The organism is Pedobacter frigoris (assembly GCF_032678645.1).
Classification (GTDB): domain Bacteria; phylum Bacteroidota; class Bacteroidia; order Sphingobacteriales; family Sphingobacteriaceae; genus Pedobacter; species Pedobacter frigoris_A.
In genome coordinates, this window is record NZ_JAVTSP010000004.1 from 274,174 (window position 1) to 300,378 (window position 26,205).

Annotated in this window: 18 protein-coding genes; 9 read left to right on the forward strand and 9 right to left on the reverse strand. The window is 40.0% G+C overall.

The features are described from left to right. The first annotated feature begins 27 nt into the window (after positions 1–27). Positions 28–717 (forward strand): response regulator transcription factor, encoded by a 690-nt coding sequence (locus R2Q78_RS14620; RefSeq protein WP_316793163.1) that lies wholly within the window; start codon positions 28–30, stop codon positions 715–717. On the opposite strand, the gene R2Q78_RS14625 is transcribed toward R2Q78_RS14620, so the two are convergent. From R2Q78_RS14625 to R2Q78_RS14650, 6 genes are all read right to left on the reverse strand, one after another. After that, on the reverse strand, positions 714–1,604 hold the full coding sequence (locus R2Q78_RS14625) for a hypothetical protein (protein ID WP_316793165.1): 891 nt from the start codon (positions 1,602–1,604) through the stop codon (positions 714–716). The two genes, R2Q78_RS14620 and R2Q78_RS14625, sit on opposite strands and share 4 nt — an antisense overlap. A gap of 16 nt (positions 1,605–1,620) precedes the next feature. Beyond that, the gene (locus tag R2Q78_RS14630) at positions 1,621–2,910 is read right to left on the reverse strand and encodes a metallophosphoesterase (protein WP_316793167.1); all 1,290 of its coding nucleotides are present in this window, start codon (positions 2,908–2,910) and stop codon (positions 1,621–1,623) included. A 20-nt stretch (positions 2,911–2,930) separates the two neighbouring features. After that, on the reverse strand, positions 2,931–4,427 hold the full coding sequence (locus R2Q78_RS14635) for a sigma 54-interacting transcriptional regulator (protein WP_316793169.1): 1,497 nt from the start codon (positions 4,425–4,427) through the stop codon (positions 2,931–2,933). Next, on the reverse strand, positions 4,427–5,521 hold the full coding sequence (locus tag R2Q78_RS14640; RefSeq protein WP_316793170.1) for a vWA domain-containing protein: 1,095 nt from the start codon (positions 5,519–5,521) through the stop codon (positions 4,427–4,429). The genes R2Q78_RS14635 and R2Q78_RS14640 overlap by 1 nt, the downstream gene beginning before the upstream one ends. A gap of 106 nt (positions 5,522–5,627) precedes the next feature. Continuing rightward, entirely contained in the window at positions 5,628–6,509 is an 882-nt protein-coding gene (locus tag R2Q78_RS14645; protein ID WP_316793172.1) for a cupin-like domain-containing protein, read from the reverse strand. A 420-nt stretch (positions 6,510–6,929) separates the two neighbouring features. After that, positions 6,930–7,481: a fasciclin domain-containing protein gene (locus tag R2Q78_RS14650; RefSeq protein WP_316793174.1), complete on the reverse strand. Its 552-nt coding sequence runs from the start codon at positions 7,479–7,481 to the stop codon at positions 6,930–6,932. A gap of 142 nt (positions 7,482–7,623) precedes the next feature. Here R2Q78_RS14650 and R2Q78_RS14655 point away from each other — a divergent pair, with 142 nt between their 5' ends. The 4 genes from R2Q78_RS14655 (at position 7,624) to R2Q78_RS14670 (ending at position 13,517) form a co-directional block, all read left to right on the forward strand. Continuing rightward, complete coding sequence (locus R2Q78_RS14655; RefSeq protein WP_316793175.1) at positions 7,624–9,564, forward strand: DUF1800 domain-containing protein; 1,941 nt, start codon at positions 7,624–7,626, stop codon at positions 9,562–9,564. A gap of 16 nt (positions 9,565–9,580) precedes the next feature. After that, positions 9,581–10,846, forward strand: a complete 1,266-nt coding sequence (locus R2Q78_RS14660; RefSeq protein WP_316793176.1) for a DUF1501 domain-containing protein — start codon at positions 9,581–9,583, stop codon at positions 10,844–10,846. Positions 10,847–10,927: 81 nt separating this feature from the next. After that, complete coding sequence (locus R2Q78_RS14665; RefSeq protein ID WP_316793179.1) at positions 10,928–12,070, forward strand: formylglycine-generating enzyme family protein; 1,143 nt, start codon at positions 10,928–10,930, stop codon at positions 12,068–12,070. Positions 12,071–12,074: 4 nt separating this feature from the next. Next, a complete protein-coding gene (locus tag R2Q78_RS14670) occupies positions 12,075–13,517 on the forward strand; it encodes a sulfatase-like hydrolase/transferase (RefSeq protein ID WP_316793181.1) in 1,443 nt (480 codons plus the stop codon). 71 nt (positions 13,518–13,588) lie between these two features. Here R2Q78_RS14670 and R2Q78_RS14675 read toward each other — a convergent pair whose 3' ends face one another. Next, entirely contained in the window at positions 13,589–14,893 is a 1,305-nt protein-coding gene (locus R2Q78_RS14675) for a DUF3472 domain-containing protein (protein ID WP_316793183.1), read from the reverse strand. A gap of 153 nt (positions 14,894–15,046) precedes the next feature. On the opposite strand from R2Q78_RS14675, the gene R2Q78_RS14680 reads away from it, so the two are divergent. Beyond that, on the forward strand, positions 15,047–18,205 hold the full coding sequence (locus tag R2Q78_RS14680) for a glycoside hydrolase family 2 TIM barrel-domain containing protein (RefSeq protein ID WP_316793185.1): 3,159 nt from the start codon (positions 15,047–15,049) through the stop codon (positions 18,203–18,205). Between the two features lie 208 nt (positions 18,206–18,413). Here R2Q78_RS14680 and R2Q78_RS14685 read toward each other — a convergent pair whose 3' ends face one another. Next, positions 18,414–19,199 (reverse strand): SDR family oxidoreductase, encoded by a 786-nt coding sequence (locus R2Q78_RS14685; RefSeq protein WP_316793187.1) that lies wholly within the window; start codon positions 19,197–19,199, stop codon positions 18,414–18,416. A 22-nt stretch (positions 19,200–19,221) separates the two neighbouring features. Next, positions 19,222–20,361: a radical SAM family heme chaperone HemW gene (gene hemW, locus R2Q78_RS14690; RefSeq protein ID WP_316793189.1), complete on the reverse strand. Its 1,140-nt coding sequence runs from the start codon at positions 20,359–20,361 to the stop codon at positions 19,222–19,224. Between the two features lie 477 nt (positions 20,362–20,838). Between hemW and R2Q78_RS14695 the strand changes: the two genes are divergently transcribed. The 3 genes from R2Q78_RS14695 (at position 20,839) to R2Q78_RS14705 (ending at position 26,199) form a co-directional block, all read left to right on the forward strand. Further along, positions 20,839–21,408: an RNA polymerase sigma factor gene (locus R2Q78_RS14695; protein WP_316793191.1), complete on the forward strand. Its 570-nt coding sequence runs from the start codon at positions 20,839–20,841 to the stop codon at positions 21,406–21,408. 82 nt (positions 21,409–21,490) lie between these two features. Further along, complete coding sequence (locus R2Q78_RS14700; protein ID WP_316793193.1) at positions 21,491–22,588, forward strand: FecR family protein; 1,098 nt, start codon at positions 21,491–21,493, stop codon at positions 22,586–22,588. Positions 22,589–22,773: 185 nt separating this feature from the next. Continuing rightward, positions 22,774–26,199 carry a TonB-dependent receptor gene (locus R2Q78_RS14705; RefSeq protein ID WP_316793195.1) on the forward strand — a complete coding sequence of 1,142 codons (3,426 nt, stop codon included), beginning with the start codon at positions 22,774–22,776 and terminating at the stop codon, positions 26,197–26,199. Positions 26,200–26,205: the final 6 nt, after the last annotated feature.

Genomic DNA, 26,205 nt, shown 5'->3' on the forward strand with positions numbered 1-26,205 from the left:
AGGTTTATATTAAATAAGAAATAAATTATGTCTAAAGGAATTAAAATATTAATAGTTGAAGACGATGAAAATTTACGTTTTTTAGTAGTACACCGCTTAAAAGCTGAAGGATATGAGGTTCTGGAAGTGGGAGACGGAGAGACTGCAGAAAAAACGATATTGAGTGAAAAGCCTGATATTGTTCTTTTGGATTGGATGCTGCCCGGTAAACAGGGTGCGGAGGTATGCGAAGAAGTACGCAAACAGGGGTTTGAGAACCTGATTATTATGATGACAGCAAAGGCCCAGGATGTGGATAAGATTGATGCATATAACTTTGGTGTTTCTGATTATGTAACAAAGCCATTTAACATGGATGTATTGGTTGCGATGCTCGATAGTAAGGTGAAGTTCATATTGAATAACGACCGTTCGGAGATTCATCGCTTTGGTAATATGGAGCATCATCCTAATATACATACTTTGTTTAGAGATGGTAAGAAGATAGAACTCACCATATTGGAAAATAGAATTCTACTTTATTTCTTAAGAAATCCGAGTAAAGTAATCAACCGTGATGAACTTATGCTGGTAGTATGGGGATATAATTCAGATGTAAATACGAGGACGCTTGACATGCACATCGTGCGGTTGCGTAAAAAAATTGAAATCAATCCTGACAATCCTCAATTGTTGCAAACAGTTCGTGGAGTCGGATATCGTTTTAATCCAAGCTAGATAAACATTGAGAGCCATCCAAATAGGATAAGCATGAGGTATTGCAGTAACATGGTCCCATCAAGATAGAAGAAATAATAATATTCATTCTTTTTGATGTTGGATTTGAATATAAGCCAGCCTGTTAGGCCAAGGGTTAACGTTGTCGCAATTACATCGGCATAAGTTGCTTGTCTGAACAATAACAATAGCGCAAGATATCCGATCAATAAAAACTGGCAAAAGATATATGCCTTTTTCTCTCCCAGCATTACCGGGATGGTTTTAAGGGCATATAGCTTGTCCTGAAACAGATCTCTAATGTCAAATGGCACTGTGATGGCTGCGATGAATAAAAATCTCTTGGCGACCAGCAATAGGGTGTCTGCAGAAGAAATATTAATCTGATAGCTACGTTCCAGCTCCACGATCGGTAGTAAAACACAGCTTACAGACCATACCAGTGAAATTAAGAATAACTTAATTCCAGGGATATTCCGGAGTCCGATTTTCTGCTGGTTTAAAGTTAAAAAGGGAACGTTATAACCGACAGCAAGGAGGCCTGTAAATGCCATCAATAATTTTGATTCAATACTTAAATACCATAGTCCAAGTGGAATGAGACAAAGTAAAGAAATCAATGTGATTGAAATGATCATCCTGTGATGGGAAAATATCCAGCGAACCCTTATAAAGGGAGATTTTTCCGGATTGACCGGTTTTGCAAGCAGCATACTGAAATTGTACAGACCTATGGTTGCGAAGAACAGGAAGGCCAGGATATAAGTATCCGGAGGTACCTGTAATAGATGATAGGTAACGAGACCCTGAGCTACAGCACAAATGCCAATAAACAAGTTGCTGAACAACAGAAAATCAAGAATAGCAAGCAGTCCTTTTTTTAACATCTGCAGAAGCGGTTTGTTATGCCCGTTTCAATTCAAATATCGTGATTTCCGGTAATATTCCAACTCTGCCCGGATAACCTAAAAATCCGTAACCTACATTAACATACAATTGCTGGTTTTGTTCCTGATAGAGACCTGCCCATTCTTTATACAAGTACTGTACCGGGCTCCATTGATAATGTTCTGTTCTGACACCGAACTGCATTCCATGAGTATGGCCACTGAACATGGCATCTATTTGAGGGTAGTCTGTAAGTACCTGTCCACGCCAGTGTGAAGGATCATGAGATAGCAATAGCTTTACAGGAAGGTCATCGGTATTTTTTACAGCAAGGTCCATACGGCCGTATTTTGGAAATCTACCCATTCCCCAGTTTTCGATACCCAAAATGCCAATTTCTTCCCCTTCGACTTTTAATCTTCTGTGCTCATTCATTAGCAAATCCCAACCCATTACCTTGTGAGTCGCTATTAAATCCTTAAGGTTCTTTGCTTTTGCAGGAGAAGGATCTCTACCGAACTGATAATCTCCATAATCATGATTTCCTAAAGTTGAGTATACTCCGAGAGGGGCTTTTACTTTGCTGAAGATATCCTGGTAATCTCTCATTTCTGTAGCAACATTATTTACCAGATCTCCTGTAAAGAAAATGAAATCCGGTTTTTCTCCCAGCAGCATCTCTACTCCTCCAAGCACAGCTTTTCTATTGTAAAAACTGCCGGAATGAATGTCTGATATTTGACCCATTTTAATTCCATCAAAAGCCTTAGGCAGGTTTGGCAGGATGAGTGTTCTGCGTTTGATCTTATAATCATAGGCTCCTGAAATGATCCCCCAGCTCAGAGAACTCAAGGGGATTGCTGCGGTAATCATGCCGGCTTTGATCAGAAATGAAGATCGGCTAATTGTAGAGCCGCTTGTTTCTGCTACAAGATTTGCAGTTTCATCCCCTGCAAGAGGAATGTCCTTTTTATTGGATGATCCCGACAATTTAATTATTCCCCTTCTCAGGTCATCAACTAATAAAAATGGAAGCATGACCAGTTTACAGGCTACAGTAAGGAAAAATGCCACCATAATTATAGAACGTATGCTCAAATAACGCGGCAAGGAAGTCGGCATGAAAATAGCGGCAAAAACACCGACTACCAGAACGCAGGTGTATGTCCACCAGACAACACCAAAAAATCTTTTCGTGCGGGGTTTCCAGTTTTTAAAAACAGATAAAATAGCTTTGAAACAATAATAATCAAAAGCCAGAAGAAAAACTGATAAAATAATAAGGACTTGTAGTCTGCCTGTCATAAAATATTTGTAATTAAAAATTATCTGAAATCAACGTCATCCTCATCTTCCTCAAAATCACCGGTATTGAATAGACTTTCAAACATGTCTGAAAAGCCAAAACCTCCATCAAGATACTTTTTATTTAGTTGTGAATGCTCAGCAAGTCCATGGAGAACAAATTCCATTAATAAAAGCGTCTGGTTTTCACTTAGTTTTGGATGGAACTTTTTAACAAGATCATACAATCCTGGCACTTCCATTAACGTCTTTTTATATTTTGCCGATGTTAATGCGTCAGATATATCCAGCGTGTTGCCTTCAGTAAACCATTCCGTAATGTTAGTATACGGGTTGGCAGACTTGCTCTTCTTCGCCTTTTCCGGATCGGGGAAATAACGTGCAAACAGGCTCTTTACGGCTTTTCCGATCAAAGTATTTGCTACTTTGGCAGGTCCTTCCAGTTCTCCTTCATAAACAAGTTCAATCTTTCCGGTTACTGCGGGAATAATCCCTGTAAGGTCTGAAAGACGAACAAATGTGGTTTTCTCCTTATTGATCAGCATTCGCCGCTCTGCTGTGCTGATGAGGTTTTCATATGCAGAGATGGTTAACCTTGCTGATACACCTGATTTTTGGTCAATGAATTCACTTTTACGCGCTTCAAAAGCAACCTGTTCTACAAGGTCTTTAACCAGTCCATCCGCTTCTATAAGTCTCTGTTCTTCTGTGAGCCTGGCTTCCTGGAAAGTGATCTTTCTGGAAATGCCAATTGTTTTCGGGTAGTGTGTAAGGATCTGACTTTCTATCCTGTCTTTTAGCGGAGTTACAATAGAACCACGATTGGTATAATCTTCAGGATTTGCAGTGAAGACAAATTGAACATCCAAAGGCAAACGTAGTTTAAAACCCCGGATCTGTATGTCTTTTTCCTGAAGCATATTAAACAGCGCCACTTGTATACGTGCCTGTAAATCTGGCAGTTCATTAATAACGAATATACTTCTATGCGCCCTTGGGATCAAACCAAAGTGAATTACCCGTTCGTCATTATAGGTGAGCTTCAAGGTAGCGGCTTTGATGGGGTCTACATCTCCGATTAAATCTGCAACAGTAACATCCGGGGTAGCAAGTTTTTCTGTATATCTTTCTGACCGGTGCTGCCAGCTGATAGGTGTATTGTCTCCATGGATCAGTATTTCGTGTTTTGCAAACCAGGAGATCGGATTGAGGGGGTCATCAAAGATTTCGCTACCCGTTACGTAGGGAATGTATTCATCTAAAAGATTAACCATTAAACGAGCTATCCGTGTTTTGGCTTGTCCTCGTAAACCGAGTAAAAGAATATTATGTCTGGATAAAATGGCCGTTTGTAATTCAGGTATAACGGTTTCATCATATCCGAGGATACCTTCAAATCCAGCTTCTTTATTTTGAAGTTGTTTGATCAGGTTTTTACGAAGCTCCTCTTTTACAGATAAAGATTTATAGTTGCTGGCTTTTAATTCGCCAAGTGTTTTTATGGTATTGTGATCCATTATCTGACTGTTTTTCTTCTGTTCTTAATATAATCTTCAAAAATATATTCACCAAGACCTGTTAATGAGCTGTAAAATGCTCTTCCTCCATTGATCTGCGTAAATTCCCTTACAAATTGCTGGAGGTAAGGGTCTTGTGCAATCATAAAAGTAGTAATTGGTATGTTGAGTCTTTTACATTGGGCTGCCATGTTCAGGGTTTTATTAATCACTTTGCGGTCCAGTCCCATGCTATTTTTATAATAACGGCCATTTTCTTTTAAACAAGTGGGCTTGCCATCGGTGATCATAAATATCTGCTTGTTATGCGTTTTTCTTCTACGCAATAGATCCGCCGCAAGCTCCAGACCAGCAAAGGTGTTGGTATGATACGGGCCCACCTGTAAATAAGGGAGGTCTTTTATGTTGATCGGCCAGGCATCATTGCCAAAAACAACGATATCCAGCGTGTCTTTCGGGTAACGTGTTTTGATGAGTTCCGCCAAAGCCATGGCAACTTTTTTAGCCGGGGTGATGCGGTCCTCTCCATATAGGATCATTGAGTGTGAAATGTCTATCATCAGCACTGTAGAAGTCAAAGTCTTATAATCCTTTTCTTCAACCTCAAGATCGCGTTCTGTTAACGTGAAGTTGCCTATTCCATGATTAATTTGTGCGTTCTGTATGGATGCAGTCATGTCAATCTGATCCAGACTGTCACCAAAAGTAAATTCTCTTCTATCCGCATTTTTTTCTTCACCAATTCCTGAGATGTTGGTATTGTGGTTACCTCTTCCGGCTTTCTTAAGTTTGCCAAATATTTCTTCCAGTGCGGACTTTCTGATGGTTTGCTCCGTTTTAGCAGTAATTTTTATATCGCCTTTACCATCTTCTTTGAGATAGCCTTTTTCTTTAAGCTCATCTATGAAGTCACCCATACCATAATCGTTATTGGTGAACTTATATTTCTTGTCCAGCTCATTCATCCAGGCGAGTGTTTCGCCTGCATCACCTGCGGTATAATTGAGCAGTTGTGTGAATAGCTTAAGCAGTTCATCAAACCCGCCCTTTGGCAAGTCATCAGGCTGGAAATTAGAAAAATGAAAACCTCTCATATATTCATGATAAACGAATTATCGAAGTTAAAAGTTTGGCAGGCTATTAATGTTATACTGTTGTAAAATAAAAAGGCCTCATTATTTTTAAAATGAGGCCTTCTTGTTATTTCGGGTTACCGTTTGCCAGTGCTTTTTCGGCTCGTTTAACAGCGAGTTTTTCCCGCCAATGGGCATAAGGCGCTTTGAATGCCATTTTTAATACACTGTCTAAACCACCCTTAATAGCCAGGTTAAATACACTTTGAGCTTTACGGGTTATAGACGCATCCCAGGCTCTGAGGCTCAGTGAAAAAGAACCGTCAAGGTATTTCATCCAGTGCCACATTCCGGTGGGCATGAACAAGGTATCGCCATGTTCCAGGAAAACTTCATAACCTTCAACCCCTTTAAGTGCAGGGAATTTTTCGAAATCAGGATTTGCCACATCGTAGTCTTCCAGTGCGTAAGTTGCATTTGGAATGCAATAAAGTCTTTTCTTCCACTTATTATCAAACAGGATAATGTGCTTTCTGCCGCCAAAATGCGTATGAAAAAGATGAGGTAAATCTATATCGTAGTGCAGGAAAGTAACAGAGTTTGATCCGCCGAAAAACATGGCAGGCATACTTTCAATAAATCCTCCCATAAGATCTTTCGGAATGACGATATCATTGATCAGATCGGGATGGTGTTTAAAAAGGTTAAAAAAGAAAATACGCAACTCTGTAGGCTCTCTTTTGATCAAGTCAAGATAGTCTCCAAACTTCATCTCTGCCACAGAGGCATTGATGGGCTTTGAAGGATCTGCCTTAGAATTATCCATCAAACTAACCTTTATATCGCCGCCTATCTGCTTTAAATAATCAGTTGTCCATTTTTCACGGGCAGGCCATGATTTTGTTAGACCTTTGATGATTAAAGGACGCCTTGCATCCAGGTAATTTTTTTTAAAATCAGCGGGGCTGATGCTCTCAACGGTATCTACCGGCTTTAAAATAAAGCTCATAAGTTTTGTTATAAAGTACTCATAAGAGGCTTAATGCCTGATTACCGACCTTATTTAAAACAAATGTAAATTATTTATTAGAATTTAGTATTCTGTAGTTGGTATTTAGACAAAATGTATATCTGGTTATTTAACAACCGCTGATTACTTAATTTGGTTTACGGCTAGCCAGGGCCCTGTGTGCTCGTTTTATTGCCAACTGCTCTATCCAACTCATATATTTCTAATGGAAAAAGACCATCAAGGTATTTCATCCAATGCCAATAGCAAGTAGGCATAAATCAAACTTCCTGTTAACAAAGGATTAAGATGAAGTAAAATTATAGAAAACAAAAAGTCAAGGTGTATTGGTTTTTTAAAATAAAAAACCCGGCGATATAATATCGCCGGGTCCTCAAATCCCCCTCGTCCTTATCTGAATTATTTAGGCATTAATACAGTATCAATAACATGTATAACACCATTTTTTTGCATTACGTTTGCGATGGTTACTGTAGCAGATCCACCTTTCTCATCTTTGATCATTAATTTATTTCCTTCCATCCAGGCCCATAATTTGCCTCCGCTTACAGTAGTTAACTCAGCTTTACCTTTTCCTTTTTTAATTGCCGCTGCAATGCTTTTCGCATCCATTTTACCAGCTACTACGTGGTAAGTTAGGATTTTTGTAAGCATCGCTTTGTTTTCTGGTTTTACCAAAGTTGCGACCGTTCCCGCAGGTAGTTTATCGAATGCTGCATTGGTTGGTGCAAATACGGTAAATGGTCCTGCTGATTTTAATGTTTCCACTAATCCAGCTGCTTTTACTGCTGCCACCAGTGTGGTGTGGTCTTTAGAATTTACTGCATTGTCGACAATGTCTTTGTTAGCATACATTGCTGCGCCACCTACCATTGGGTTTTTTTGCGCGTAAACTTGTGTGGTGAATGCCAAAGCTACTAAGGCAACTACTGATAAGATTATCTTTTTCATAATAAAGTTTTGTTTCTTTTACACAATTACGATGAAAAGATAGCCGCGGTTTTAGAAGTAGAGGAATTATTATACACTCTTTAATCTTTTTGGCGTTTTAATTGTCTTACTGAGTAATAAGTCTTAAATAATAGCAATTACTATGAAAGCACCACTAAAGGTTATCTGTTCATTTGTATTTCTCCTGCTCTGTGCCTTATTGTTTTCCTCTTTTGACAAGGGAGCGTTTGAAACAGTGAAAATCGTATTTCCTTATAAGCAAGCAGGATTGACTGAACGCCAGGCCGCTGCACATTTGTTGAGCCGGTTTACCTACGGTGCAAAATCAGGAGATGTTGACAGGGTGCTAAAAATGGGTTTGGAAAAATGGTTTCAACAGCAACTCGACGGCAATATTAAGGATGAGTCTTTGGATAAAATGTTAGACCAATATGAAGATATTAATCTGACGAATTCAGAAGTTGAGAATAAATATCCAAGACAAGCAAAAGTATTAAGAATGGCCATTAGGGATGGTTTTGTAAATAAGGATTCCGTTGGAAAGGGTGACCAAAAAGCTTATCGCAAGCAGCTTCAGGATTATATGGCTGCTAATGGTCTGAAAGCTGAGGGGGAGTTGCTGCGTCAATTCATCAATCAAAAAATACTGAGAGCAGCTTATACAAATAACCAGTTACATGAATTGCTAACAGATTTCTGGTTTAATCATTTTAATGTTTCCCTTACGAAAAATCAATGTGCGTCATTCGTGCCTGCATTTGAACGGGATGTAATCAGGCCAAATGTAACCGGGAAATTTCAGAACCTATTGATGGCGACGGCAAAATCACCTGCGATGCTGATTTTTCTGGACAATTTTACCAGTACAGGCGAGCAGGGTGCAACAACCAGTATAGAAGATATGCAGATGGGTGAAAAACTCAAGCCTGCCGCGCTCAACAGATTGAAGCAATTACAGAATAAAAAGAAATCGGGTGGATTAAATGAGAATTACGCCCGTGAAGTAATGGAACTTCACACCTTGGGTGTAGATGGGGGATATACTCAAAATGATGTTACACAAGCCGCCAGAGTTTTAACAGGATGGACTTTAGCTCCTATGGGTAGTGACGGTTACGGTGCTGCCATGGAAAAGGTGATTGAAAAAGTTGGCGAAGCCAATCTTCAAAAAAGAGGGTTTGTGAGGAACGGAGATTTTCTATTTGTGCCTACACGTCATGATAACGGAGAAAAAATTGTGCTAGGGAAAAAGTTTGCCGCGGGGGGTGGTTACGAGGAGGGTGTGGAATTGTTGAGTATACTGGCCCATCATCAGAGTACTGCGAAATTCATTTCAAAAAAACTGGCTACCCGCTTTGTAAATGATCATCCTTCTCAAAAACTGGTAGACAAAATGGCAAAGACATTTAATAGTAGCGATGGAGATATCAAACAGGTAATGATAGCGATGGTTTCTTCAGCTGAGTTCTGGACTCCAGATGCGCTAAGGGAAAAAACAAAATCGCCATTTGAGTTGGCTATAAGTGCTGTACGTAGTCTAGACGCAGAAATTACACAACCCTACCAACTGTTTAGCTGGATCAATAAAATGGGTCAGAAAATGTATTACTATCAGGCCCCTACAGGATTTCCTGATAGGGGACAATACTGGATCAATACAGGCTCTTTGCTGAACAGGATGAATTTTGGTTTAGCGCTGGCTTCTCAGCGGATTCCCGGCATTAAGTTCAATTTATCTTCGCTAAATGATAATCATGAACCTGAGAGTGCAGAGGCTGCATTAATTACTTATGGTAAATTGATCATGCCCGAACGTAACCTGAAAGAGACTATTGAGCGATTGAAACCTATGCTTAGCGATCCCGAATTGGTAAATAAAGTTGAGAAAGCCGCAGCTAAAGCTCCTATAGCACAGCCGGAAATGCAAATGAAGGAAGAGTCGGGTGATGTGATGATGGCGGGGCTTAATAAAGAAAAACCACGCAGAAATGCTAATGCGGTGCAGATAGCAAATGGTAACAATACCATGCTGGCCCAGGTGGTCGGTGTAATTATCGGCTCTCCCGAATTTCAACGTAAATAATTAAAAAGAAATAGCCATGACATCAAGAAGAGGATTTTTAAAAGCTGGCGGATTAGCTTTATTTGGTATTGGTTTAGGAGGTGTTCCGGGATTTCTAATGGATGCTGTCGCGGGTGCAAAACCTTTAGGTTTATTTAAACGAAGAAAAATTATGGTATGCATTTTTCAGCGTGGAGCTATGGATGGCCTGATGGCAGTGACCCCTTTTACAGATCAATACTTAAAGGCAGCAAGACCTACCTTGTTCATGTCGGCGGCAAAAAACTCAGCAGTGAAACCCCTTATTGACCTTGATGGACATTTTGGGCTTCATCCCTCAATGGCAGGTTTTGAAAGTGTTTTCAGAGATAAAAGGATGGCAATAGTACACGGTATTGGTTCGCCAAATGCGACCAGGTCTCATTTTGATGCACAGGATTATATGGAATCAGGTACACCATTTAAGAAAGGAACTGAAACGGGGTGGCTAAACCGGGCGGTGGGTTTATTGGGACACGATGCAGCTACGCCATTTCAGGGAGTGAGTCTGACTTCATCTTTGCCAAGATCATTTTATGGAGACAATCCTGCGGTTGCGATCAGTAATCTTCAGGACTTTAATATACAAATGCGTGGCAATATAAAAGGGGCAAACATGGCGGCCAAAAGCTTTGAAGATCTTTATGATCAAACTTCTTCGGGTTTATTAAAAGAAACCGGAAAGGAAAGTTTTGATGCCATTAAGATGCTGCAAAAAACAGATACTAAGAATTATAAGCCTGCTAATAATGCGATTTATCCAAATACGGCATTGGGGAATTCTTTAAAACAAATTGCGCAACTCATTAAAATGGATGTGGGTATGGAAGTCGCATTTGCAGAATCAGGTGGATGGGATACTCATTTTAACCAGGGCACAGATACGGGCATATTCTCACGTAATGTCAATGACCTTAGCGAAAGTATTATGGCTTTTTGGACTGATATGGGCACGCTTCAGGACGATGTTACGGTGATGACTATGACTGAATTTGGACGTACGGTTAAACAAAATGGCACGGGGGGAACAGATCATGGCAGGGCCTCATGTAATTTCATTTTAGGAAATGGCGTAAAAGGAGGCCTGGTGCATGGCACTGTAAATCAACTTGCTGTTGAGAATTTGGAAGATGGCAGAGATCTGGCTGTTACAACAGACTTCAGGAGTGTGTTTAGTGAGGTGGCGGATAGACACTTGGGGATTTCTAATGACAAAGTATTGTTCCCGGATTGGAATGGTAACAAAATTGGTGTAATGAGTTAGCAGGACTTTTATGCTAATGTTTTTATGGCTAATTTTCCGGTCACAACCTCAGGTGCTTAATCCAGGTGCCCCTAATGTTATATGAAGAAACAGATTTTTTATTTATGTCTGATGGTATTGGCATCAGCCTGTCGTCAAAGTAACCAAAAGGATTCACCTGCTTTAGACAGTGCGTCGCAGATTGGAAAAAGTGCGGAGATGCCTGACAGTACAATGAGCTGCAGTTCAAATTTACCTAAGCGATATGGTGGATTGGGAGAATTGGATACTGTAAGAAGTGAAGAACGCCCCGCTTCTCATAAGGGCATGAAATTTATTCCCGCAGGTACATTTACAATGGGTGCGATTGACAAAGAGGGTAGGCGGGATGAATATCCAGCACATCAGGTCAAACTCGATGGTTTTTGGATAGATGAGACTGAAGTGACTAATGCACAATTTGCGGCCTTTGTAAAGGCTACTGGGTATGTGACACAGGCCGAACGTAAACCAGATTGGGAGGAGCTAAAAAAGCAATTGCCTCAGGGAACTCCTAAGCCTGCGGAGGAATTACTACAACCCGCTTCATTAACTTTTGTTCAACCAAAACAACATGTAGATATTAATGATGTATCACAGTGGTGGAGCTGGACCGTCGGTGCGAGCTGGAAGCACCCTCAAGGCCCTAAAAGTACCATCAATGGTAAAGATAATTATCCCGTTACCCAGGTTTCCTGGATTGATGCGCAAGCCTATGCCAAGTGGGCTGGTAAGCGACTGCCTACGGAAGCCGAATGGGAGTACGCCGCAAGAGGAGGCCTGAAATCAAAAAAATATCCCTGGGGAGATGAAGATCCGCTAGCAGGAAGAATCAAAGCAAACACCTGGCAGGGCGAGTTTCCTTATTCTGACAAGAAAACTGACGGGTTTGGTAGTGTTGCGCCGGTAAAGTCTTTTGCTGCAAATGGATATGAACTTTATGATATGGCGGGTAACGTGTGGGAATGGACCGCTGACTGGTATACTGAGGATTATTATCAAACGTTAAATGGTACCATTGCAAACCCAAAAGGCCCGGTAAAAAGCTATGATCCTGATGAGCCGACAGTGCCTAAGAAGACGGTAAGGGGCGGCTCCTTCATGTGTCATTTTTCTTATTGTAAAGGCTATAGGGTCAGTTCAAGAATGAAGACATCAATAGATACGGGGTTGGAAAATACCGGCTTTCGTTGCGTAAGTAAATAGAGCTATGAAAAAAATTCTTTTTGTTGTTTTTGCATTTTCCTGGGTTCCGGTATTTGCACAAAAAGCAAATATCCCTGCAAAAAATGTACTGATCATTTATAGTGATGATCAGAGCTACAATACAATTCATGCATTGGGTAATCAGGAAATCTATACCCCTAATCTGGACAGGTTAGTCAAAAGCGGCGTGGCATTTACTCAAGCGCATGTTATGGGAGGACATCAGGGGGCTGTATGCTTGCCCAGCAGGGTAATGCTGCTCACAGGGCGGTATTTGAACAGGATACCAAAAGACGGGGCGATAATTCCCGACAGTCTTGTTAGCTTGGCCGAAGTACTAAGAGCAAAAGGATATACCACGTTTCATACGGGAAAATGGCATAGCGATAAAGCTTCTCATCACCGGATGTTCAGTGCGGGAGAAAATATCTCGTTCCTGGGCATGCATTTTCCTGGAGAGGGAGGACAATTTCATCCGACAGTATTTCCTTTTGATAGCAGCGGGATATATAATAAATCGCTAAGTATGGTAAAAGATACCTTTAGTTCTGTATTGTATGCGAATTCAGCTATTCGATTTTTAACGAGCGAAAGGGCAAAGCAATCTCCTTTTTATTGTTATGTCGCTTTCACTTCACCACATGACCCGCGTACACCACCAAAGAAATATGTGGATATGTATGACCCTGAAAAAGTGAGTCTTCCACCTAACTTTTTGCCTGAGCATCCCTTTGATAATGGAGATCTTAAGGTTCGTGATGAAATGCTTTTGCCGCATCCAAGAATCGCGAAGGATGTAAAAAAGGAAATTGCTTTATATTATGGAATGATTAGTGAAATGGATGCCCAGGTAGGGAGAATCCTTGATGCCTTAGAGAAAACCGGGCTGATTAAAAATACGATTATTGTTTTTGCAGGAGATAATGGCCTTGCAGTAGGGCAACATGGTTTGTTAGGTAAGCAAAGCCTTTATGAGCATAGCATAAAGGTACCTATGATTTTTTCCGGACCAGGCATCCCCACAGATGTCCGCAGCGAAGCATTTACCTATCTTAGTGATATCAGTCCAACCTTATATGACTATTTGGGATTGAAGCAGCCATCGATTGTCGAAGCAAAAAGTCTGATGCCTATATTTAAGAACTCGAATGCTACTGTAAGAAACTCTATTTACAATGTTTATGGGCATTGGAGCAGAAGCATTAAAACTTCGGATGGCTATAAGTTGATTGTTTATAATGTGAACGGCAATAAATCAAGGCAACTCTTTAACTTGAAAAATGATCCATGGGAAATACATAATCTAGCAGAAGCAAAGGGGCAGTCTGATAGAATAACAAAAATGTGGAAATTATTAAAGCAGCAAATGAGGGAAACGCATGATGATTTGGATATTGATTTACCAGATTGGGGAAGGCGCCCGGATCAGAAGGCTTCAGGTAGTTAGTTCAATAAATAAAAAGCGCCATATTCATAGAATGTGGCGCTTTTTACTAACGAATGCTAGTCAGTTGCCTTTTAAGGCAGTTTGTTGAAATCTATTACAGGATGTGGTTTTCCTGATGGTTTTCTTTGCAGTGGCGTTGATATTGGAGTGAAATCACTAAAGAACCCACAATTTTTTAAGTAGAAAGATTTGTCATCAGACCCGCCTGCATAATCCTTTCTATAATTTTTTCTTGCAGTGTTATCTGCAGAAAAGCTGGCAGCAGTTACTTCATGCCAGGCGCCTTTTGCATCTATAGCCCATTGGTTTTTATAGTCGCCTCTTCTGGTCTGATCTCCTGTTTGGGGAGAGAAGCATTCCAGGAATGAATGCAAACCTTTCAGGTAAGTGCCTGATTTCGGGCGCTCAAAACTGGCTACTAATTGCCAGTCACCCTTTTGAACATCTTTAAAATATGCCGTGTATATCGTAGATTTTTTAATGGTGTTAGGTTGTGCACGAATCAGGAAGGCATAAGTTTTTCCGGCTTCCCATGGATACAGCATATAGCTTTGTCCTCCTGAACCTTCATTGCCAAACTCTCCTGTCTTTGTATTTGGGCCCTTTTTTAACATGATTACTTTCATGCTGTCCGGAATTTCTTTTGGATTATCTGTACTGAATGGACTCCAGATAGAAAAAAGAACTCTGCGTTCAGTAGGAGAGTTGGTCTGCATACCGAAATATCCGCCACTGAAACCGTTAGCCATATAATAGGTGCCTAATACATCATCGCCAACAGGTACTGTTATTTCGTTGTAGAACCATTCTGTGTTGGCTTCCGCGGCACTTGGAATGCGGTAGTTTAAGTGCACGGATGGGCCTCTGTGTCCCCAGTAGAAGAAGTTGCCTTCATTATCTTTTACGTAAGCTGCGCCTTTTTCAAGAGCCGGACCACTAATGATGAGGTCTGATACCTCCGCATATACCTGGCCGGTTTTAGAAAGACCCCTGAGTTCAACTTTCACATAGCCAGGGTTTTTGATGTCAATAGTCCCAATTTGAACAATAGCAGATCCCAGGTTGCTTACTTCCTTTGTTAAAGTTGTTCCTGCGGCAGTTATGCTGATTTTGCTATTCCCTTCAGGTACACTAAGTTTTAAAGAAAGATCAGCTTTACCCGCATTTTCTGTTCTGAAATAGATAGAAATGACATCTGATTCTGCTGACCAGTTGGTGATTCCGTTATTTCTAATTCGGGCTTTTGAGTCTTTACTAACCCATCCATTTCCACCAAGTGGCACAGTAATGGGGTCTACTGCCGCATTGTAATCTGCAAGGCAAATTGAGCTAAGGGTTAGCTGAAATGCGAGCAGAATAAATAAGATTCTTTTCATATTCATTTGTTAATGTGTGGTTTGTGTTGTTTATTGCTATGAATGTATGAAAAGGGCAAGGAATTTTTGCTGCTAAAATTCAGTCAAACGTTTGCGTTGGCATTTTACTTAAAAATATATTAAGTTCGACTTAAATACAATCTAAACACACAAATGAAGAATTTTTTTACAACATTCTCTCTATTATTAGCCTCTTCAGCAATAATGGCTCAGCAGCTTCCAACAGAGCTTCAGACTCCTGAAGTTGTTTCTGTCAATAGGATGCCTATGAGGGCCTCAGCATTTGCTTTTGAAAACAAAGCGCTTGCATCAAAAAGAGAGAAAGAGAAGTCGGACTATTTTTTAACGCTCAATGGACAATGGAAGTTTAACTGGGTTCAAGACCCACGTAAGCGTCCGGATGATTTTTATAAAACTGCATTTGATGATAGTAAATGGGATAACTTTAAAGTCCCTGCAAATTGGGAGACCAATGGTTATGGCTTGCCAATTTATGTAAATCAGCCCTATGAATTTGCTGGGCGCCGGAATACGGGAGCAAAAATGAATCCTCCTTTTGATATTCCAGCCGATAATAATCCTGTAGGTTCTTACAGAAAGAAATTTAACCTTCCTCAAAATTGGGACGGAAGACAGGTGTTTATCCATCTTGGAGCAGTAAAATCAGCATTTTTTATCTGGATTAATGGCGTTAAAGTAGGTTACAGTGAGGACAGTAAGCTTGCAGCAGAATTTGACATTACCAAATATGTGAAACCCGGAGAGAATCTGGTTGCTTTACAGGTGTACCGCTGGAGTGACGGCAGCTACCTGGAGTGCCAGGATATGTGGCGTATTTCCGGTATTGAGAGGGATGTTTACCTGTACTCTACTCCAAAACTTGACGTCAGGGATTTTAAGGCCATAGCTACTCTGGATAAAAGCTACAAAAACGGGTTGCTGTCTTTGACTGCTGAAATTGACAATTATAGAATCGACAGGAGAACCAATCATAGTAAGCCAGATACGTTTGCTGTAGAGCTGGAACTGATAGATCCAAAAGGTAAATCAGTTTATAAGGATGAGACAAAAGGCATAAAAACAGTGCTTGGTAACTATAAAAGCACCGTACAATTCAATACAGAAGTTGGAGATGTTGCTCAGTGGAGTGCTGAAATACCAAATCTTTATACCTTGTTCATTACACTAAAAAATAAAAAGGGAGAAACGCTCGAAGTAATTCCTCAGCGTATTGGATTCCGCACTGTAGAGCTTATAGGTAATAATTTCCTGGTAAATGGCAAGAGGGTGTTTTTTAAAGGCGTAAACAGGCATGAGCACAATGCTACACAAGGTCATACGCTTACGCATGAAGACATGCGTAAGGACATGGAAATGATGAAGAAGCTAAACGTAAACTCTGTGAGGCATTCACATTATCCTCCGGATCCTTATTGGATGGAGCTTTGCGATGAATTTGGCTTATACGTAGTGGACGAGGCAAATATTGAATCCCATGGCCGTTATTATGATCTGGCTTATACATTTGCTAATGATAAGCAGTGGAGAATACCCCACCTGGAACGTATCAAAAGAATGTATGAGCGTGATAAAAATCATTCTTCAGTAATTACCTGGTCGTTAGGAAATGAGGCTGGTAACGGCGTAAATTTTTATGAAGGATACGATTGGTTAAAGGCCAATGATATTAGACCTGTTCAATATGAACGTGCCGAAAATGACTACAACACAGATATGATCGTACCTCAGTATCCTGATCCGAACTGGCTAAAAAGATATGCGAACAGCAATCCTGACAGGCCGTTGATCATGAGTGAATTTGCTCACATTATGGGTAATAGCTTAGGGAACTTCAAAGAATACTGGGATGTGATTGAAAGTCAGCCGAATTTACAAGGTGGTTTTATCTGGGAATGGATAGACCAGGCAATCGATACGGTGAGGAATGGCAAGAGATTTAATGCCTACGGAGGTGATTTCCCGCTAAGTGGCCCTGTAAATGAAGACTTTAGTGATAATAATTTCTCTGTAAAAGGTGTGGTTACCAACTATAGAGGAATGACTCCAATGGCTGTAGAGGTTAAAAAAGTTTACCAGTACATTAAGACTGCATACGAAGGAAACAACAAGATAAAAGTTAACAACTCTTACTTCTTTAAAGGACTGGATAATGTAAAGCTTGACTGGGAATTGTTGGAGAACGGAAAGGTTGTAGAAAAAGGCACACTAGGTACTTTAAGTATTGATCCAAGAACAGAAAAGGAAATTGTTCTTCCCGTTAAGACTAAGGCGAAAGCAGGCGCTGAGTACTTTTTAAATGTCTATTACGATTTAAAAACCGCTGAGCCATTCTTGCCAGCTGGTTACAATATATCTGCGGAACAATTTGCCTGGAATGGAATTGCAGTGCCAGTTAATATGGCTGCGGCCAGTGGTAAAGTGACAATTGAAAAACCTGCTGTAAAAACATTGGTAAAAGGTAAAGATTTCTCTGTTGAATTTGATCTGAACAAAGGAACAATGACTGCTTACACAGTAAAAGGAACTCAGCTACTAACTGAAGGACCAACTCCTGGATTTTGGCGTGCTCCTACAGACAATGATATAGGTGCAGGTTTCAATAGAAATTTAAGAAAATGGCGTAATGCTTATACCGAAGGTAAATTGATCTCTGCCGACGTACAGTATGGTGCAGGGGGAGTGGCGATAGTTACTTTCAAAAAGGATCTGATTGATGGAGATGCCAGTGTAGAACAAGTCTTCACAGTCAGGCCAGATGGGGCCATTAAAGTAGACAATAGATTTACTGCAAATAAGGGTAAATATCCATTGATGTTGCGTGTAGGTAATGATTTGCAGCTGAATAAAGAGTTCAGTAAAGTCACATTTTATGGCCGTGGACCAGGTGAAAATTACTGGGACCGCAAAACCGGATCGTTTGTAGGTTTATATAATCAAACCATAGATGATCAGTATTTCCCATATGCCCGTCCGCAGGAGAGTGGCAACAAGACAGATGTAAGGTGGGTAAATTTTACAGATAAAAAAGGCAAGGGCCTGAGTTTTGGTATGGCGGATAGTTTATTGAGCTTTGCGGCACTTCCTTATTCACTTGATGATCTTGACCCTGAAGTTGAAAAGAAACAATATCATTCCGGTGAACTTGTCAAACGTGATAAGATTTATATGCATGTGGACTTAATACAAAGTGGTATGCAGGGAATTGACAGTTGGGGCTCAATGCCAATGAAAGAGTATAGAGTTCCTTTTGCAAAACATGAATACTCATATTGGATAAAACCAATTAAATAAATATTATCTGATGATAGTAAAAAAAGGGTTTTCACAAATGTTTATGTTTGTGAAAACCCTTTTTTATTGATTCTGTCATATTTTGGATAGAATGCTTGTTGCTTGTAATTAACTGACTATCAATATTTTATTATTCCGATTCTATAATTATAGCGCAAACGTTTGCGCAGGGCAATCCAATAGCGAGTTTAGTGTCTGTAATTACTATTTAGGTTACCTTTGCGGTTCTGAGGTATTTTGAAAACCTCAGTGGGAAGAGCCGTTTAAATAAAACCCCTTTTACTTCTTTTCCTCCGATGTAGACTTCTTCCTTTTTTGATTTAATGGCATCTATGATTTGGTTTGCGCATTCTTCTGGCAACATTCCATTTTCCTGAGCTGCATCCATAGTCCCCTGAGCTTCTCCTGTTGCAGTTAATGCATTTAGCGTCACATTGGTTCTTATAAAGCCAGGGCAAATGATGGTGATTTGAATATTCTTGTCAAATACTTCGGAACGTAAAGAATCAAAATATCCATGAAGCGCATGTTTAGATGCTGAGTATGCTGAACGCATTCTTGTACCAAATTTCCCGACCAGGCTACTGATACAGACTATAGTTCCTCCACCATTTTTTATCATTACAGGCAGAACTGCCTTGCTAAGTATAGCTGTACCCCAGAAATTAATATTCATGAGCCGTTGTTCAGTTTGAAGCGCTGTCTCTAAGGCTAGTCCGCGCTGACTGATTCCGCCGCTATTAATCAGGAGATCAATTGTGCCGTAAATTTTAATGGCATCAGCGGCCTTATCTATTAATGAAGCGGTGTTTTCGAGGTCTATTGGCAAAACATGTATGTTGACAGGACTTTTACAGGCCATCTTAACTCTGTATAATTCGTCACGGTTACGTGATGATATGATGAGCCTGGCACCAGCCTTATCATAAGCGTAAACAAGTGCCTCACCTATACCGGATGAAGCACCGGTAATCCAAACTACTTTATTCTTCATCTATGGTTCTTATAAATAATATTTAAAGATGGTCATCTTGTATCAAAAATAACTCTGATGCGATGTAATCGGCGAATAATTTACCTTCCTGTGTCAGAATCAGATGGTCATTCTGATTAACGAGCCATTGCCTATCTATAAAAGGTTTGATTGCTTTTAATGTGTTTTCTATAAATAATTTGCCAAATTCTATGTTTACCTTATTAAGATCTGTGCCCCACATTGTACGAATAGAGGTCATAATGTATTCATTAAATCTATCGTATTGATCAAGCTCTTCGATAGTTTCGGGTAATTCGTTTTCCAGGAGCTTGTTCATGTACAAGGCATTATTGGCGATATTCAGATAACGTATGTGCCCATCAAAACCATGAGCAGAAGGGCCGATTCCCAAATAGGGGATGCCTCGCCAGTAATTGGTATTGTGGACAGCGTACTTACCCGGCTGACTATAATTTGAAATCTCATAATGCTCAAAGCCTGACGCACTCAGTTTTTCAGTTAAAATCGTGAATTGGGCTGCACTTTGTTCATCATTAACAGGTGGTTGCTGCCCCTTTTTTATTGCAGTTGCAAGAGCCGTTCTCGGCTCAACCGTTAAGGAATAAGCAGAAATATGCGGTGTTTGAAATTCAACAGCTTTATTGATATTGCTAAGCCACTTGTTGTCATTCAATAGCGGATAACCATAGATAAGATCTAGACTCAAATTCTCAAAACCTGCATCCTGACTTCTTTTAATACATGTTTCTGCCTCTCCTGCGTTATGAGCCCTGTTCATCCAGCGAAGATCCTCATCAAAGAAAGATTGAATACCTATGCTGAATCTATTTACAGGTAATTGTCTTAGCTCAGCAATCTTTTTTGCATCCAGGTCATCAGGGTTTGCCTCAATGGTAATTTCAGCTCCGGATTTTACAGAAAAGTTTTGGGTAATCGTATCGAATATCTTCTCAAAATGTTTCTGAGGTAGTACCGAAGGAGTTCCTCCTCCGAAATAAATTGTACCGACCTGATCCGATATCCTATGTTTTTTTAAAGTGATTTCTTTACAGATGGCATCAGTTAGTTCATCAATGTATTTAAAAGAAGTGCTGAAATGAAAGTCACAATAGTTACATGCTTTTTTGCAGAAGGGTATGTGGATATAAATTCCTGACATCTGGCAAAAATAAGGTATAAAAATGATTTGTGTGCAGAAGATGATGTCTTTAGTCAGAAATATGAAGACCATAAGGAGTGATGTTACTCATTTGTCGCTATCCGCGGACACTCGACAAAGTAGGGGCTAAAAAAAGTTAAGCTATGACTTTACTTTTGCCTGTCAATTGTTAAGTTAAAACTTTACTTATAGGGGGAAGCAGTCATTAATGATCCAGCAGTTGAATAGTAAGCTGTTAAGCTTTGTTGCCTTAAAGCACCTTAATAGAATAAAATGAATATCTAACAAATATGGTTTCACTGGATTGAGTAATCAACTAAGAAAGATAAGGTATAAAAAATTGGCATTGGAAAGGAATTTATACAGTCATTTAAACTAAAAATAATATGAAATTGTCTCCAATTATGCTTTTCTTTAATTAAGATTGCATTGGATAACCAATATTAAAAAATCGCACATTTCATGTCTGGGTCAAGCATGCGTTATAAAGATAGTTCTGAAAAAAAAACAGAATGGGATGTTTCTGCCATTTATGAAGAACATTGGGCGGCTTTGTTTAAGCAGATGATGCGGATTCTTCTAGACGAAGATGAAGCGGCGGACGTTGTGCAGCAGACTTTTTTAGACCTTTTGGAGATGAAAGAAAAGATCCCTGAGATTAAATCTATCAAATCCTTTCTATTTATTATGAGTCGTAATATCGCCTTTAAGAAATTGAGAAGGAACTTAGCTAATGCTACCTATCTAGATTTTTATGCAGGACAATACAAGGAAGAATCCCCAATATTGGAAGAATGGATTGTTTTTAAAGAATTGAATCAAGTGCTGGAGATTGAGATAGATAAGCTCCCCCCTAAAATGAAAGAGGTTTTTATACTCAGCCGCAATTATGACATGTCTTATATAGAGATTGCCCGAAAACTAAATATATCTGACAAGACTGTTAAGAAGCAGATTAGTAATGCAATTAAGATTCTTCGTTTAAAGGTAGACAAGGAATATCAGCCGCTACTTTTAGCTTTAATTATTACAGATATACTTTTTTAATTTTCTTCTACTACCTAAGGCTTGTTTATGGCTCTTTATAATATAGACCTAAAATCTACGAGCCAAATCTACTAGTCTTAATATGAACAAAGAAAAGCAATTTAGGAAAATCCTATTGGACTATGCCGAAGGCAAATTATCCAATAGGGAAGTTAAAAAACTTGAACACCTTATTTTGAAGTATCCTGTTGGCGAACCATGGGATTGGGAAGACAATACACATAAGGAAGTCATAGAGAGAAAGATTCGGGAGAAATTGGAACCGAAATGGCCCCAAAGAAAAAAAGCCAACAATACCCGAATCTTAATTAGATGGGCCGTCGCAGCTTGTCTGGCTTGTTTCTGCACTTTTATATATTTCTATTCGACTAGAATAGCTACCGTAAAAACTTATGAAATTGCTAAGGCAAAAGCTCATACGAGTAACGAAGTAGTGCTGATCATGCCAGATGGTAAAGAAATTAAATTAGGCGCATCGGCATCAATATCCGATTTCAGACAAAACATGCACTTAAATAATCTGGCTTCCCAGAAAGATAAAAACATGATTACTGTAAAAGTACCCAGTCAGAGACAATTTAACCTGACTTTAGATGACGGAACGAAGGTGTGGCTGAATGCGGGGGCTGTATTGCGTTTCACCGCGATCTTCAATCGGCAATCTGAACGAGTCGTAAATCTGGAAGGTGAAGGCTATTTTGAAGTGGTTTCCAATAAAGCACAGCCATTCAAAGTTATGGCGCTGGGAACCGAGGTGAAAGTGACTGGAACCAAATTTAATGTGCAAGCTTTTGAAGAAGACCATGCTGTAAAAACGTCACTTTTAGAGGGACATGTTACCTTCTCTATGGATAAAAAAGTCTATCAATTGCAGGCTGGACAGCAGACTTTGGCAGATATCGACAAGAAACAAGTTCTTGCGCAATCTTTCGATGCCGATAAATTGCTGTCCTGGAAATCGGGGTACTTTGTATTTGACAACACAGAGCTATTAGAAGTGATGAAAACTGCCTCTCGTTGGTACAATGTCAACGTAGTTGCTCAGTCACCCATAAATAATAAAAAAATCGGGGGTACATTTCCCAATGATGTCCCGTTGTCAGAGTTTTTGGCAGATCTATCGCTGTTGAGTGGTTTAAAATTTAAAATAAAAGGAGAGGAGGTTTTGATTATGAATTGATCATTACGTAGAAAAACACCAAATCTAATTATAGGCTGATCAGAAGCGTTGCAAGCACTCCTGATCAAGATTGCCTATGTTATAGATTAAAAAGCAAACCAATTTATTACTATTTAAATCTAAATCAAATGTATAAAAAATATAGCCTATATTTTTATAATTATGGCTTAATTAAGTATCTCATTATGACCAAATTTACCATTCTTCTTATTCTATTGATGAGTAGTCAGGTGAGTGCAAATGTATTTGGGCAACGAATTAATATCGATGCTAAAAACTCAACCTTAAAGGAGATTGTCACTAAAATAAGTAAACAATCAGGTTACCACATTTTGTATTTAGAAACAGATTTGAGGCCCATGGAGCGCGTGTCGCTGAAGTTAGAAAACGTCTCGTTAAAAGAGGCGCTCGATAAGGTGCTTTCAGAAAGAGGCCTCCATTACACTACTAGAGGCAACAGGATTATCGTCGACAAGGTAAAACTACCTGATGTCAAGCCTATACCCGAAGGGCAAGAACATCAACAGCGTAAAATCACAGGGACAGTATTAGATGTTAACAAAAACAAACTTGCCGGCGTTACGGTAAAGTCGGGCACGGGTTTGGCAACTTCCACCAATAATGATGGCGCATTTGAGATTCTAGCCAACGAAGGAGATGTTTTACGGTTTGATTTGATAGGGTTCGAATCACAAGCGTTGACCATTGGTAAGGATAATAGCTATACCGTGATACTGATTGAGAAAACTGGCGGCCTGGATGAAGTCGTTGTTGTTGCCTACGGTACTCAAAAGAAATCTGAAGTTGTCGGTTCCGTAACCTCAGTAAAACCTGCTGATTTAAAGATTCCTTCCAGTAATCTTACCCATGCTTTTGCCGGTAAAATTGCCGGGATGGTTGCTTACCAAAGTAGCGGCGAGCCGGGGGCAGATAATGCTGATTTCTTTATCAGAGGTGTTTCAACTTTTGGTTATAGAAACGGGCCATTGATTCTGATTGATAATATCGAAGCTTCAACCACTGACTTGGCACGTTTACAAGTAGATGATATCTCTAGTTTTAGTATCATGAAAGATGCTACTGCAACGGCTCTATATGGTGCCAAAGGAGCAAATGGTGTAATCCTGATCAGAACCAAAGAAGGAAAAACCGGAAAAGTGGTCGTATCAGCCAGAATGGACAATAAACTTACGCAGTCAACCAGAAATGTTAAACTGGCGGATCCTGTTACCTACATGGAATTGGCAAATGAAGCGAATCTTACGCGTAACCCGTTAAATGGGTACCGCTATGATAAATCTAAAATTGAACAGACAAGGCTTGGTGGGGATCCTATGATATTCCCGGCCACGGACTGGCAGAAGATGTTGTTGAAAAAGAGCAGTTTTAACCAAAGCGGAAACATGAGTTTAAGTGGCGGAGGTGGTGTTGCCCGTTATTATGTATCAGGCGCAATCAGCGTGGATAACGGAATATTGAATGTAGATAAAAAAAGTAATTTCAATAGTAATCCTAAATTAAGAACTTACTCCATTCGTTCCAATGTAAATATCGATTTAGGTAAAACCACAGAGTTACAGACACGCATTTCGGGAAGTTTTGATGATTATACAGGTCCCATTAATGGAGGGAGCCAGATTTTTGCAAATATCATGCAAACCAATCCTGTATTATTCCCTGCCTATTACGAACCTACTGCTAAGACCGCCTACATTAAACATATCATGTTTGGTAACTACGGAAATGGCAGTTATAATAATCCCTATGCAGCACTGCAGAGAGGATATCGTCAATCAGGTACCTCAGTTATTAATGCTCAGGTACAACTGAATCAGAATTTAAGTTTCCTTGCAGAAGGACTAACTGCCAGGGGTTTAATCAGCATTCAACGGTCTTCCTCTTCTTCTATCACCAGATCTTATAACCCTTTTTATTATACGTTATCAAACTATGATTACATTACCAGAAGCTACGATCTGTACCCGATTAATGCCGAAGCTACAACGGGAATCGTCCCGCCAGTTGGGACAGAATTCCTGACGGGCGCTAATGCCTCTAAGAACGTAGCTTCGGAATTTTATAGCGAGGCCGCAGTGGATTACCGACATGTATTTGCAGAACGCCACAGCTTTAGCGGAACACTTGTAGGTATTGCAAAAAATAGCTTAAATGCTGGAGAATCAAGTGATTTAATCCTTTCCTTGCCGTACAGAAATCTAGGGATATCAGGGCGTGCTACTTATGTGTACGATTCGCGATATGCTGCGGAGTTTAACTTCGGCTACAACGGTTCAGAACGTTTTCATGCTTCTAAACGTTGGGGCTTCTTCCCTTCAGGAGGTATTGCCTATACACCTTCCAATGAAAAGTTCTGGGCTGGGTCATTAAAAGATATGATATCTAAATTAAAGCTCAGGGCAACTTATGGTTTAGTAGGTAACGATGCTATTGGAAGTATTCAGGATAGGTTCTTTTATTTGTCTAGTATAAATATGAATAGTGCAGAGCGGAGAGCAATTTTCGGTACGCCTTCGGATTATGTGGTCAATGGGATTGAAATCGGTCGCTATGCTAATAATGATATTACCTGGGAAATCGCAAAAAAGGGCAACCTGGGTTTAGAAATGACCCTTCTGAAAAACCTTAATATCCAAGTAGATATTTACAGTGAGCAAAGAAAAAATATTCTAATGACCAGAGCTTCGATTCCGACTACGATGGGTCTGGATCCCGACGCGATCCCGAGAGCTAATGTTGGTAAGGCGTCTTCCAGAGGCCTTGATTTTTCGCTGGATATGAATTTTCAGCCAACAACAAACTGGTGGTTGAAAGGTCTGGCTAATTTTACCTATGCCACCAGCAGGTATGAACAGTATGAAGAGCCAAGGTATATCTCGTTGATCGATGGACAAGTTACGGAACTCGACAATTTGACGCATGTTGGTAAATCGTTATCTCAGCAATGGGGCTTTATAGCCGAACGGCTGTTTGTAGATGAAAAGGATGTGGCCAATTCTCCTTTGCAGTCCTTCGGACCTTATGGCGCAGGCGATATTAAATACCGGGATGTGAACAAGGACGGAGCAGTCACTGACCTTGACAGGGTGCCAATAGGTTTTCCTACCGTTCCGGAAATTGTATATGGTTTTGGCTTTTCAACAGGTTATAAGAATTTTGATTTTTCTGTATTCTTTCAAGGACTAGCGCGTCGGTCTTTTTGGATTGACGCCAATGCAACCTCACCCTTCGTAGGAGATCAAAGATTATTGCTGCAGGCCTATGCAGAAGATCACTGGAGTGAAGAGAATAAGGATCTTTATGCTTTATGGCCTAGATTGAGTCCTACTGTAGTCGCAAATAACGTAGAAAAGAGCACTTGGTTTATGCGTAACGGAGGACTCCTTCGCATCAAGCAAGCCGAGGTGGGTTATACGCTCCCTAGAAAAGTGATGGATAAATTGGGTCTGGCAAATGCGCGTTTCTATTTTTCTTGTAATAACATCTTCACTTTCAGTAAGTTCAAAATATGGGATATAGAAATGGGTGGCAACGGTTTGGCTTACCCTATTCAAAGGATATCAAACCTTGGCGTAAATATTTCATTCAAATAACAGAAT